The organism is Domibacillus epiphyticus (genome assembly GCF_001975785.1).
In the GTDB taxonomy this organism is placed as follows: domain Bacteria; phylum Bacillota; class Bacilli; order Bacillales; family Domibacillaceae; genus Domibacillus; species Domibacillus epiphyticus.
In genome coordinates this window covers 347,597-359,618 of record NZ_MSFI01000009.1, presented here as the reverse complement: position 1 = coordinate 359,618, position 12,022 = coordinate 347,597, and the positions used below count along the sequence as shown (strand labels likewise).

The following is a 12,022-nucleotide window of genomic DNA, read 5'->3' as shown; positions in this document are numbered from 1 at the left end:
TAAATTACTTTATTTAATCAGAATAAAGGAAACCGGAACATAACACAACACTCATGTTATTTTTCCTAACATAGATTAGGTGCTTTTTTACCAAAAATAAAAAACCGCCTCTCCGGTATAGTGAGTGACCAAACCAGCAAACAGACTGAGGCGATTTCTATAAGCATCTTATATGCACTTTTCATTAATAAACGGGCAATGTTTCTTCCGAGGCATTTTCCAGTAATTCTTTGACCCGATTCATAAAACGGCCGCAAATAAGTCCATCGAGGACCCGATGATCAAGTGACAAACATAAGTTGACCATATCACGGACAGCGATCATTCCATCAATAATGACTGGCCGTTTTACAATGGATTCAACTTGCAAAATAGCTGCCTGAGGGTAATTAATGATTCCCATTGACTGAACAGAACCGAATGAACCCGTGTTGTTCACTGTAAAAGTGCCGCCAGTCACATCTTCTTGCCGGAGTGAACCAGACCGCGCTTTTTTCGCCAGGTCATTTACATCTCGCGCAATGCCTTTAACCGATTTTTCATCTGCTTGTTTGACTACAGGGACAAATAATTTTTCATCCGCAGCAACAGCAATCGAAATATTGATCTCCTTTTTGCGGACAATATGATCTCCTGCCCACATCGCATTCATTTCCGGAAATTCTTTTAATGCACGCGCCACAGCTTTTACAAAAAAGGCAAAATACGTAATATTAAACCCTTCGTTTTCTTTGAAAGGCTGTTTTATTGAATCTCGATACTGGACGAGCTTTGTCACATCGACTTCGATCATCATCCACGCATGGGGGACTTCCTGCTTTGTCCGCACCATATTCGCCGCAACTGTTTGTCTGATGCCGTCAAGTGGAATAATTGTATCGCCGCCGTTCGTTCGTACAACGTCCTGCTGGCTTTTTGTCTGTTGTTTCGTCTGCACGCCCGCATCTATAAGTGCCTGGATATCTTTGCGCGTAATACGGCCGCCTTTTCCTGTACCTTTTACGTTTGACAAATCAATCCCGTTTTGCTGTGAAAGCTTCAAAACGGCCGGTGAATAGCGGGCACGATGATCCGTTGATACGGCTGCTGCAGGCTGTACTGTTTCTTCCTGTTTTTCGACGACCTCGGCTATTTCTTCCGTATTGATCGTGCAGATGACGTCGTCGACAGACAACGTTTCATCTTCTTTTGCGATTATGTCTTGAATTACACCTGTAAAGGAAGAGGGGATTTCTGCGTTCACTTTGTCCGTCAACACTTCTGCAATCGGATCATACTTATTCACATAGTCGCCTACTTTTACAAGCCACTTTGTGATCGTTCCTTCTGTGACACTCTCACCGAGCTTTGGCATCGTCACACGCTGAATCGCCATAAAAAAACTCCTTTCTGTGAAACCATTAAAATTCAGCCAGCTCGCGCATCGCTTTCTCGACTTTTTCCGGATTCATCATAAAATATTTTTCCATCGTCGGTGCATAAGGCATTGCCGGTACATCAGGTCCTGCAAGCCGCTGGATCGGTGCATCGAGATCAAACAAGCAGTGCTCGGCAATAATCGCCGCCACTTCACTTATGATGCTTCCTTCTTTGTTATCTTCAGTTACGAGCAGGACTTTTCCTGTTTTCGATGCCGATTCAATGATCGCCTCTTTGTCGAGCGGGTACACTGTCCGTAAATCAACAACTTCGGCTTCAATCCCATCTTTTGCGAGCTTTTCCGCTGCCTGCAAGGCAAAGTGAACGCACAGTCCATACGTAATAACCGTGATGTCTTCACCTTTTCGCTTTACATCCGCTTTTCCGATCGGCAGTTCATAGTCTTCTTCTGGCACGTCCCCTTTTATTAACCGGTATGCTTTTTTATGTTCGAAAAACAGCACAGGATCGTCATCACGTATTGCCGCTTTTAACAGTCCCTTTACATCATATGGTGTCGATGGCATGACTATTTTTAAACCGGGCTGATTCGCAAATATCGCTTCAACGGACTGTGAGTGATATAACGCACCGTGAATGCCTCCGCCGTACGGTGCACGGATAACGAGCGGACAGTTCCAGTCGTTGTTTGACCGGTAACGGATTTTTGCCGCTTCAGAAATAATTTGATTGACAGCAGGCATAATAAAATCAGCGAACTGCATTTCAGCAACCGGCCGCTTTCCGACCATTGCGGCGCCGATCGCGACACCGGCAATCGCGGATTCAGCCAAAGGTGTATCAAGCACGCGTGACTCGCCAAACTGTTCATACAGCCCGGCTGTTGCTTTAAAAACACCGCCTTTTTTCCCAACGTCTTCCCCGAGAATAAATACGCTTTGATCTCGTTCCATTTCTTCCCGGAGAGCCATTGTGACTGCATCAATGTACGACATAACAGCCATTATACTGCACCCCCCTGTTCTTTTTCTGCGTAAACAAAGTCAAGCGTTTGCTCCTGTCTCGGATATGGTGCCTGTTCTGCATAGTCAGTCGCTTCGTTGATTATTTGCTGTATGGCGTGTTCCATCTGCTGTTCTTGTTCATCCGTTAACACTCCTGTTTCTTTCACATACTTCCGGAATGTTAGTAGAGGGTCGCTTAATTTTGCTTTCTCCACTTCCTCCATTTCACGGTACGAACGGTCATCGTCATCAGATGTGTGCGGTGTCAAACGGTACATCATCGTTTCAATGAGCGTTGGCCCTTCTCCCCGCCGCGCTCGATCTGCCGCTTCTTGTACATATCGGTACACTTCAATTGGATCATTCCCGTCAATTGTATATCCTGGCATACCATAGCCAATTGCACGATCAGATACTTTTACAGAAGCGAGCTGCTTGTCCGCTGGAACAGAAATCGCATATTGGTTGTTTTCACACAAAAAAATAACCGGCAGTTTATGAACGCCTGCAAAATTGGCTCCTTCGTGAAAATCCCCCTGATTGGAGGACCCTTCTCCAAATGTGACAAATGACACATACTCTTTTTTATCCATTTTTGCAGCCAGTGCAATGCCGACTGCATGCGGTACCTGCGTCGTGACAGGTGATGATCCTGTGACGATCCGGTTCTTTTTTTGTCCGAAATGACCCGGCATTTGCCGGCCCCCCGAATTCGGATCTTCTGCTTTCGCAAACGCCGCCAGCATTAAGTCTTTTACGGTCATGCCAAAAGCAAGTACTACGGCTGCATCCCGGTAATACGGTAATATGTAATCTTGATTGCGATCAAGTGCAAAAGCTGCTCCAACCTGTGCCGCTTCCTGCCCCTGTCCGGAGACGACGAAGGGAATTTTTCCGGAGCGGTTTAACAGCCACATACGCTCGTCCAGACGGCGTGCAAGCAGCATTGTTTCATACATTTTCCGTACGGTTTCATCTGTTAATCCGATTTTTTCATGTCTGTTTTCCATTTATTTTCTCCTTTCACATATGAATCGCTTTACCATCAACTAAAAGTGCCGCTTCTCCCATTGCTTCCGCCAATGTCGGATGAGGATGAATCATTGTACCGATTTCCCATGCCGATGCATCCAAAATTCGTGCAAGTGCCGCTTCCGAAATAAGCTCTGTCGCATTCGGGCCAATTATATGGATGCCTAGTATGTCATCTGTTTTTTGATCAGCAACGATTTTAACAAATCCGTCCTGTTCGCCAAAAACGAGCGCTTTTCCGACAGCTTGAAATGGAAATTTGCCTGTCTTCACTTCATATCCTTTTTCTCTTGCCTCTTTTTCGGTTAAACCGATACTTGCCGCTTCCGGACTTGAGTAGATACATTTTGGCACGGTTGTATAGTCGATCGGCTCCGAGTTGTCTCCGGCAATATGCTCAACAGCCAGTATTCCTTCGTGAGATGCCACATGAGCCAGCTGCAAACCACCGATGACGTCACCAATTGCGTAAATGTGAGATTCATTTGTTTGAAGCTTATCATTTACTTGAATGCATCCATTTTCAACGATAATCTCCGTATTTTCCAGTCCAATGTCCTCAATATTGGCAGAACGTCCAACGGAAACGAGCATTTTTTCTGCTTCGACGATTTCTGTTCCCTTATTCGTTTTTATTTCAACGCGTATAACGCCCGCATGTTTCTCCACAGTTTCGGGCTGAATTTTTACTCCAGTTAAAATGTTGACGCCACGTTTGGTTAAAAGCCGCGCCATTTCTGCTGAAATATCTTCATCTTCAGTCGGTATGATTCGGTCTGAATATTCAATAACCGTCACCTTGCTTCCGAAGTCTGCCAGCATAGAGGCCCATTCAATGCCAATGACACCGCCTCCGACAATTATCACAGATGACGGTACATCTTCAAGCATAAGTGCTTCATTTGATGATACTATCCATTCCCCATCCACTTCCAACCCCGGTAATACTTTTGGACGAGATCCAGTAGAGATGATCACATTTTTTGGAACAAGCATGAGATTGTCTGTTCCACCGTTCATTTCAACTGATATCGTGCCCGACTGAGGCGAGAAAATAGACGGACCCATAATTCGGCCAATTCCATGAAAAACATCAATTTTTCCTTTTTTCATTAATGACTGTACTCCGTTATACAGTGTATGTACAATTTTTTCTTTTCTTTCCTGTACTTCTTTAAATTGAAGCTTTGTATTTTCTGCCGATACACCGAACTTGGCCGCTTCTTTAACCGTTCTGAACACTTCCGCACTTCTAAGCAGGGCTTTTGTTGGAATGCAGCCTCTATGAAGACAAGTGCCGCCTAATTGTTCTTTTTCGACGACAGCTGTTTTGAGTCCAATCTGTGCGGCGCGTATTGCTGCTACATAGCCGCCTGTGCCGCCGCCTAAAACGACAAGATCATATTCTTCTGCCAAATTCGTTCTCTCCCTTTTTTATATTCCATTATTATTGTATACGGTTTTTAAAACTATGTCATGTGATAAGTAATATTTTTTGTTTCTTTTTTTATAACAGCAGGCATTCTTGACAAATAATGCATGTACGTTATGATTTGTGAAAGACGATATTTTTGAAAGAAGGTTTTGATCAATGATCCGGATCATTGCTTTGCTTATTCTCGTTATTCCCGGTTTTCTAGCCGGTGTGGGAATTAAATTGATGCGCGACATGCTGTTTGGAATATTACAGCCGCCGTTTCCAGTATTGTGGCTCCAATTTATAGCTGGATTGCTTCTTTTCCTCGGCGGCCTTGGCTTTGTTGGAGGATTTATTTTTAGACGTGACCGGAAGCTGAATAAAGTACAGCCAAAGTTTCAAGAGAAAAAATAGCGAAAAGCGGCCTCACTTCATTTTAGTTGAGGCCGCTGTCTTTTTATATAGTTTTCTTCTTGAGAAAATATATTCTAAATCATCTCTAACAAAACCTACTATGTATTTTATACTGCCTCATGCATAATAATCCCCTAACATTATTTATAATTATACTTTTAAGGGGATAAAGATACAACTACCATGATTTATACCTAATTCAACTTACTCAATCACTCCTTTCATTCTCCCACTACTTGCGCTTTCCGTTGCATATTCATTCCACTCGTAACCGTTCTGATTGTCCTTTACCTCTCCATGAATCTTGTCTTATTCCAAAAAGCGTAAAAATACTTATTCAAATACGTATTAAATGAAATCAGTACGCGTAATATATTTACGTACGTACCCATCATATGATAACACTTTAACTTTTAATACTTTACATAAAACAGAGGTATTATGCGCAGTTTTAATAAAAGGAGGGTTTCTAAATTTTGAGACGTTTTGTAGACGATACTTTTTTTGTTCACAATATGAAAAACGAATTAAAGCCTATACTTTCTGATAAACAGCAGGTGGTCTTTGTTTGTATTGGTTCAGACCGGTCTTCAGGCGACAGTTACGGTCCATTTGTCGGGTTAAAACTAAAAGAAACTTTCTCCATTAGAAAGTATCCCCATGTCTCAGTGCATGGCTGTTTGAATCAACCGGTTCACGCTAAAAACTTAGATGAGACAGTTCAACGAATCCAGCAAAACCACAGAGACATAACCGTTATTGCGATCGACGCCTGCCTCGGCTCTTCCGATCATATAGGATCCATTCAATTAGAAGAAGGACCATTAAAACCAGGATCAGGAGTTCAAAAGGACCTTTCTCCTATCGGCGATTACAATATTTCTGGCATTGTCAATGTTGGAGGGTTTCTTCCTCTACAAGTACTTCAGTGTACACGTCTTTCACTGGTTTATAAAATGGCCAATAAAACAGCTGATTTTATTGTGAGAGCTTTTCTTGAATTGGAATACGAGAAAAAGAAAACACAAGCCATATAAAACTGTAGAAAAGAAAATCCCAGATAAATTACGAAAGAAACAGATAAAAAAAGACTACAACGGTTGTAAGTTGTAGTCTGATCGGGGATTAGAAATGTCTTTTTTAGTTTATTCGGTATGGTAATAGACGGAGCGGCATTAGCCCGATATATACAGAAAGCAGAAACAAGATCTACTCCTGGATAGCCGCATATCCGGTTACCAAAGCGATGGACATACCGAAAATGAATCGATATTAGTTAAAATGCTGAAGACGCCATTGGTCATTGAAGAAGTCCTATAATGGCCGGTCAAACACTAGCGTCATTATTTTATTTTCGTCAATAATCTGAACCATTAGAAATGATTTCAGTAAACAGAAAAAAAACGTCTCCCTTTGCGATAAAGTGAGACGCAAGATTTACGTTATGAGTTCCGTCCGTTTATTGGGTTATGCGTGTGCATTGTCATGACACCTAAACCTGCGCCACGCCATCGTTATGATGCCATATACTCAATCCGTAATTTATCCGCCACCATAGCAATAAACTCTGAATTTGTCGGCTTCGCTTTTGTGACAGAGACGGTGTAGCCAAACATTGCTGCGATGGATTCCATGTTGCCACGGCTCCAGGCGACTTCAATCGCATGGCGAATCGCTCTCTCCACACGGCTAGGCGTTGTGTTGTATTTACGGGCAATTTCCGGATAAAGCACTTTTGTAATGGAACCGAGTAATTCAATGTCATTAAAGACCATTGTAATGGCTTCACGCAAATATAAATACCCCTTTATATGGGCTGGAACGCCAATTTCATGAATAACAGCCGTAATGCTCGCATCAATATTCCGCTTTGGTTTTTTTGGTTCTTCTCGTCTTTCTACACGGTGAACAGGAGCTTCGATCCCGCTTACCTGCCTGATTTGACCGACAAGGCTATCCATGTCAAATGGCTTTAACATGAAATAAGAAGCGCCCAGTTCGACTGCTTTTTTCGTCACATCTTCCTGTCCGAACGCCGTCAGCATAATCACTTGCGGCTGTTTTTGCTGTCCGTTGGCACGCAGCCGTTCAAGAACAGCTAGTCCATCCATATGCGGCATAATAATATCAAGAATCAACACATCTGGTTCAGCTTCCAAAAGCATCGATAAGCATTCCTGTCCGTTATATGCTGTTCCTGCTATCGTCATATCGTCCTGACTTGAAATTACTTCTTCAAGCAGCTGAACGAGTTGACGATTGTCGTCCACAACTGCTACTTTAATTTCCCCCACGTTGTTTCCTCCTCATTCGTCTAACCTTAAGGTTATTCTAAATGTTTTTTCGACAAAGAGAAATGAAATCCTTTAAAAAATTGAAAATATTTATTTTACACGCTTTTATGTCATTTTTCGACTTTTTTTTCATTTTTTTTCGTCAAAAAAAGAGGGTTTTTACCCTCTTTTTTACCCTCTACATAATCCCAGCATCTTTTAACATCCAATTTATATGAACACCGTACCCGGATAATGGATCATTTACGAACACATGCGTTACCGCTCCAATAATCCGTCCATTTTGAATAATCGGGCTTCCACTCATTCCTTGTACGATCCCCCCCGTTTTCCCAATTAAACGGGGATCGGTCATTTTAATGATCATTCCTTTAATACCCGGTTTGGTCTGCTGAATTGTTCTTGTCACGGATACCTTGAACGTTTCCACCTTTTCATTTTCAGTCACCGTCCATATTTCTGCCGGCCCCTCGACGACTTCATCCGGGTGTGCAGCCGGATACAGTCTGGTTCCTTGAAGATCTGCCTGAAGGCGGCCAAAAATGCCGAAAGGGGTATTAGCGGTCACTGTACCCCACTTATCTTCAGTAGGGATAACAGCTGTTTTTTCACCTGGAACGCCTTCTGTGGCTTTTTGAATGCCCGTAATACGTGCAGGATGAAGCGTGCCTTTTACCGGAGCAAACGGCTGTCCTGACTGTACATCACTAATGACATGGCCGAGCGCCCCATATTTTTTTGATTTCGGATCATAAAACGTCAGCGTTCCAATTCCAGCTGAACGGTTCTTGATGTATACACCAAGTTTGTACGTATTTGCTTCAGTATCTTTTACTGGTGTAACCGCAAGCTTAAGCGTTTTTTTACCGCGAAGAACGGATAACTGCAAAGGTTTGTTTTGTTCACCTGCAGACTGAACAAACGGCCGAATCGACTGGGGTTCGGTCACTTTTTCGTTATTGATGCTTACAATAACATCTCCCGGCAATAATCCAGATGATTCTCCCGGGGACTGCTTTTCATTGGCTGTACCGATAAAATGAAACCCTACAACGTATAATCCTTTTGTCTGAAGCTGAAGTCCGACTGACTGTCCACCGGGAACAACAAAGATGCGATCACGTTCTTCATGTTCTGCAGGAAATCCAGCTGACTGCAATAATTCATGTTCTGTCGTCTGCGCTTGAATGACTGTTCCATGTCCTGTACATACTGACAACAACAGTAAAAAAAAGAAAAGAAACCGATACGATGCGTGCCTGACCGTCATACCACTCCCTCCTTCTCCTCTTGCACTGTTACTTTGTCCGTCAGGAGGGATGATTATGACGGTAATATGGGGCGGAGATGGATGTCATTTCAAAACAGCTGATTGTTTTAATTTGGCTGAAAGGGCCAGCAGCTCTTTTGCATGTTCTTTCGTTAAATCAGTCATTTCCACACCGGAGATCATCCGGCCGATTTCTGAAGCTTTTTCATCATCATTTAGCGGCGTAACAAGGGTGCTTGTCCGCTTGCTGTCTTGATTTTTTTGAATGTATAGATGGGAATCTGCCATCGCAGCGACTTGTGGTAGATGGGAAATACAGAGCACTTGTGAATGTACGGCAATTTTATAAATTTTTTCGCCAATCGCCTGTGCAACACGGCCGCTTACACCGGTATCCACCTCATCAAAAATAATCGATGTGACGCCCTGGTGTTTGGAAAAAATCGTTTTCATCGCGAGCATGACACGCGACATTTCTCCACCTGACGCAACTTTCACAAGCGGCTTGAGCGGTTCACCAGGATTGGTTGTCATGTAAAATTCAACTTGATCAATACCATCTTTTTTATACTGTCCAGTCTCTGATTGAAAATGCACTTTAAAAACGGTTTTTTCCATATAAAGTTCTTTCAGTTCCCGATGAATCGCTTCTTCGAGATGTCCTGCTGCGGCACTGCGCAGCTTTGACAGTTTCTTTCCTTCTGTCATGACAGCTGCTTCCAATTCGACCATTTCTTTTTGCAGTCTGCTTATATGTGTTTCACGGTGGGTCAGCTGATCGATTTCTTCTGCAATTTTTTCGCCATATTGTAAAATATCCTCAATTGTTGAACCATATTTTCGTTTTAACTGGTTGATCTCATTTAACCGGCTTTCGATCTCATTTAACCTTGCTGGATCAAACTCGAGCGTATCTAAAATAGAACTGACATCCCGAACCGTATCTTCCAGCACGTAAAAACTATTTGCAGCTGCTTCATGAAGTGCTTTATATTGCCTGTTAATGCCGGCAGCTGATTCAAGTCCATTGACACTTATGCCGAGCCAATCTAATGCTTTACCATCTCCTGAAAGCGCCCCGTACGCTTCCGATAATGCGCCATACAGCTTTTCAAAGTTGGCAAGCTGCTGCCTTTCTGATTCCAATTTTTCTTCTTCGCCTGCTGTCAGTTCGGCTTTTTGTATTTCATTTAATTGAAATTGAATTAAGTCAAGCCGGTGGGCAAGATTTTGCTCATTTTCACTTAACCGCCGTATTTCTGTCTGTAAGTGTTCATATCGGCTGTATACTTCTTTATACTTTTCCTTTGCCTGATAAATCGCTGTCCCGCCGAAGTCATCAAGTAAACGCAGGTGGGTGCCGGCATTCATTAATTCCTGATGCTCGTGCTGTCCATGAATATCCATTAAGCGTGCGCCAATTTCGCGTAAAATGGATAGAGTGACCATTTTTCCGTTCGCACGGCAGACGCTTTTGCCATTTGATGAAATTTCGCGTCGTAAAATAATCGCTTCTTCTTCCACATCAATGCCAAATTCCCGGCATAATTGATGACAGGGGTGGTTTTCATGAATCGTAAACATCCCTTCAATTTCCGCCTTTTTCTCGCCGTGGCGGACGAATTCACCGGAGCCCCTGCCGCCGGTTAACAGCTGCAATGCATCGATAATAATCGATTTCCCTGCACCCGTTTCTCCTGTTAAAACAGTCAAACCTTTGTCAAATGATAATTCAAGCGAATCAATAATTGCAAAATGGCGTATTGATAATTCTTGAAGCACGATCGGTCACATCCTTATTAAAGCATTTCTAAAAAGCGGGCAGATACAATTTCCGTATGCTCCGGTGCCCGGCATATTAGCAGACATGTATCGTCGCCGCAAATCGTTCCCATGATTTCCTCCCAGTCCAAATTGTCGATTAATGCCCCTACCGCCTGCGCGTTTCCAGGCAGTGTTTTCATAACAACAAAGTGACCAGCGGAATCAATACTGACGAAACAGTCAACGAGTGAGCGTTTCAATTTTTGCAGTGGATTGAAGCGCTGATCTGCAGGCAAACTGTATTTGTAACGGCCGTCCATTAATGGTACTTTCACAAGGTGAAGTTCTTTTATATCCCTCGAGATCGTCGCCTGTGTGACGTTATAACCGGCTTCTCTAAGTAAATCCACTAGTTCATCCTGTGTTTCAATCTCATTATTGGCAATCATTTCTCTTATTTTAATATGCCGTTGACCTTTATTCATCAAGTTCACCTCATAATGTATAATTATACTTGTTTATACATTACCATACTGTATTTGTCTTGAAAAGTATACAAAAAGCGGCCGGACTCTTATTCATCGTTAGAGCCGGCCGTATAGCTGATCTTAAATAAATGATTAGCGTTTTTCTTTAAATTCATTATGTGCTGCATCCACAGCCTGTTCAGGCGTAATGGCCAGGTTAACTGAGCCGCCATTTTCACCTGGCCAGCGAATATGCAGCAAAAATTCAATGTTTCCATCGCCGCCTGTAATGGGCGAATGAGATAAATTCATCACATTATACCCAAGATCAGCGGATAGGTTAATTATTTTTTCGATCACTGCCTGATGAACTGCTTTATCGCGAACAATCCCTTTTTTGCCTACTTGTTCGCGCCCTGCTTCAAATTGTGGTTTTACAAGTGCTACCACATCACTTCCAGGCACCAGCAGAGATTTTAACACCGGCAATATAAGTGAGAGTGATATAAAGGAAACATCAATGACCGCAAAGTGCGGCATTCCTTTTGTTAAGTCTGCCGGTGTGACGTAACGGAAGTTTGTCCTCTCCATCACAACGACCCGCTCATCCTGCCTCAGTTTCCATGCAAGCTGGTTGTACCCTACGTCAAGTGCATAGGATATTTGTGCTCCATTTTGTAATGCGCAATCCGTAAATCCGCCTGTTGAGGCACCAATATCGAGTATTATTTTATCCGTAACGGATACGTCAAATACGTTCAATGCTTTTTCAAGCTTTAGTCCGCCCCGGCTGACATATGGCATTGTTTTCCCTTTTAATTCAATCGGTGCATCAACCGGTATTTTTTCACCCGGTTTATCAATTCGTTCTTCATTAGAATAAACGATACCCGCCATTACGGCCCGCTTCGCTTTTTCTCTTGTCTCGATTAATCCCCTCTCAACAAGCAATACATCTATTCGTTCTTTTTTCGCCATTG

The 12,022-nt window shown here is 42.9% G+C and carries 11 protein-coding genes; 2 read left to right on the top strand and 9 right to left on the bottom strand.

The window, feature by feature from the left end; genetic code table 11:
• Nucleotides 1–184: 184 nt before the first annotated feature.
• Genes BTO28_RS07245 through lpdA form a run of 4 tightly spaced genes read right to left on the bottom strand, consistent with a single transcriptional unit; the run spans nucleotide 185 to nucleotide 4,832 of the window.
• Nucleotides 185–1,375: a dihydrolipoamide acetyltransferase family protein gene (locus tag BTO28_RS07245; RefSeq protein WP_076764859.1), complete on the bottom strand. Its 1,191-nt coding sequence runs from the start codon at nucleotides 1,373–1,375 to the stop codon at nucleotides 185–187.
• Between the two features lie 25 nt (nucleotides 1,376–1,400).
• The gene (locus BTO28_RS07240) at nucleotides 1,401–2,384 is read right to left on the bottom strand and encodes an alpha-ketoacid dehydrogenase subunit beta (protein WP_076764858.1); all 984 of its coding nucleotides are present in this window, start codon (nucleotides 2,382–2,384) and stop codon (nucleotides 1,401–1,403) included.
• Nucleotides 2,384–3,394: a thiamine pyrophosphate-dependent dehydrogenase E1 component subunit alpha gene (locus BTO28_RS07235; RefSeq protein ID WP_076764857.1), complete on the bottom strand. Its 1,011-nt coding sequence runs from the start codon at nucleotides 3,392–3,394 to the stop codon at nucleotides 2,384–2,386. Before BTO28_RS07235 ends, BTO28_RS07240 begins: the two co-directional genes overlap by 1 nt.
• Before the next feature lie 13 nt (nucleotides 3,395–3,407).
• Nucleotides 3,408–4,832, bottom strand: a complete 1,425-nt coding sequence (gene lpdA, locus BTO28_RS07230) for a dihydrolipoyl dehydrogenase (RefSeq protein WP_076764856.1) — start codon at nucleotides 4,830–4,832, stop codon at nucleotides 3,408–3,410.
• A gap of 175 nt (nucleotides 4,833–5,007) precedes the next feature.
• Between lpdA and BTO28_RS07225 the strand changes: the two genes are divergently transcribed.
• Together BTO28_RS07225 and yyaC are read left to right on the top strand one after the other, a co-directional pair.
• A complete protein-coding gene (locus BTO28_RS07225) occupies nucleotides 5,008–5,247 on the top strand; it encodes a DUF2627 domain-containing protein (RefSeq protein WP_076764855.1) in 240 nt (79 codons plus the stop codon).
• A gap of 476 nt (nucleotides 5,248–5,723) precedes the next feature.
• Nucleotides 5,724–6,284: a spore protease YyaC gene (yyaC, locus tag BTO28_RS07220; RefSeq protein WP_076764854.1), complete on the top strand. Its 561-nt coding sequence runs from the start codon at nucleotides 5,724–5,726 to the stop codon at nucleotides 6,282–6,284.
• A gap of 477 nt (nucleotides 6,285–6,761) precedes the next feature.
• Here yyaC and spo0A read toward each other — a convergent pair whose 3' ends face one another.
• The 5 genes from spo0A to BTO28_RS07195 all read right to left on the bottom strand — a co-directional run bounded on the left by spo0A (nucleotide 6,762) and on the right by BTO28_RS07195 (nucleotide 12,020).
• Nucleotides 6,762–7,541: a sporulation transcription factor Spo0A gene (gene spo0A, locus BTO28_RS07215; RefSeq protein ID WP_076764853.1), complete on the bottom strand. Its 780-nt coding sequence runs from the start codon at nucleotides 7,539–7,541 to the stop codon at nucleotides 6,762–6,764.
• A gap of 178 nt (nucleotides 7,542–7,719) precedes the next feature.
• Nucleotides 7,720–8,811: a SpoIVB peptidase gene (spoIVB, locus tag BTO28_RS07210; protein WP_076764852.1), complete on the bottom strand. Its 1,092-nt coding sequence runs from the start codon at nucleotides 8,809–8,811 to the stop codon at nucleotides 7,720–7,722.
• An 84-nt stretch (nucleotides 8,812–8,895) separates the two neighbouring features.
• A complete protein-coding gene (recN, locus tag BTO28_RS07205; protein ID WP_076764851.1) occupies nucleotides 8,896–10,593 on the bottom strand; it encodes a DNA repair protein RecN in 1,698 nt (565 codons plus the stop codon).
• A 17-nt stretch (nucleotides 10,594–10,610) separates the two neighbouring features.
• Nucleotides 10,611–11,060, bottom strand: a complete 450-nt coding sequence (ahrC, locus tag BTO28_RS07200; protein WP_075397607.1) for a transcriptional regulator AhrC/ArgR — start codon at nucleotides 11,058–11,060, stop codon at nucleotides 10,611–10,613.
• Nucleotides 11,061–11,195: 135 nt separating this feature from the next.
• On the bottom strand, nucleotides 11,196–12,020 hold the full coding sequence (locus BTO28_RS07195) for a TlyA family RNA methyltransferase (protein ID WP_076764850.1): 825 nt from the start codon (nucleotides 12,018–12,020) through the stop codon (nucleotides 11,196–11,198).
• Between the last annotated feature and the right edge of the window lie 2 nt (nucleotides 12,021–12,022).

Excerpts from the sequence above, each read along its gene's own strand:
- BTO28_RS07195 (WP_076764850.1), bottom strand. The coding sequence starts at position 12,020 with ATGGCGAAAAAAGAACGAATAGATGTATTGCTTGTTGAGAGGGGATTA.
- BTO28_RS07225 (WP_076764855.1), top strand. The coding sequence starts at position 5,008 with ATGATCCGGATCATTGCTTTGCTTATTCTCGTTATTCCCGGTTTTCTA.
- BTO28_RS07240 (WP_076764858.1), bottom strand. The coding sequence starts at position 2,384 with ATGGCTGTTATGTCGTACATTGATGCAGTCACAATGGCTCTCCGGGAA.
- BTO28_RS07245 (WP_076764859.1), bottom strand. The coding sequence starts at position 1,375 with ATGGCGATTCAGCGTGTGACGATGCCAAAGCTCGGTGAGAGTGTCACA.
- ahrC (WP_075397607.1), bottom strand. The coding sequence starts at position 11,060 with ATGAATAAAGGTCAACGGCATATTAAAATAAGAGAAATGATTGCCAAT.
- BTO28_RS07235 (WP_076764857.1), bottom strand. The coding sequence starts at position 3,394 with ATGGAAAACAGACATGAAAAAATCGGATTAACAGATGAAACCGTACGG.
- spoIVB (WP_076764852.1), bottom strand. The coding sequence starts at position 8,811 with ATGACGGTCAGGCACGCATCGTATCGGTTTCTTTTCTTTTTTTTACTG.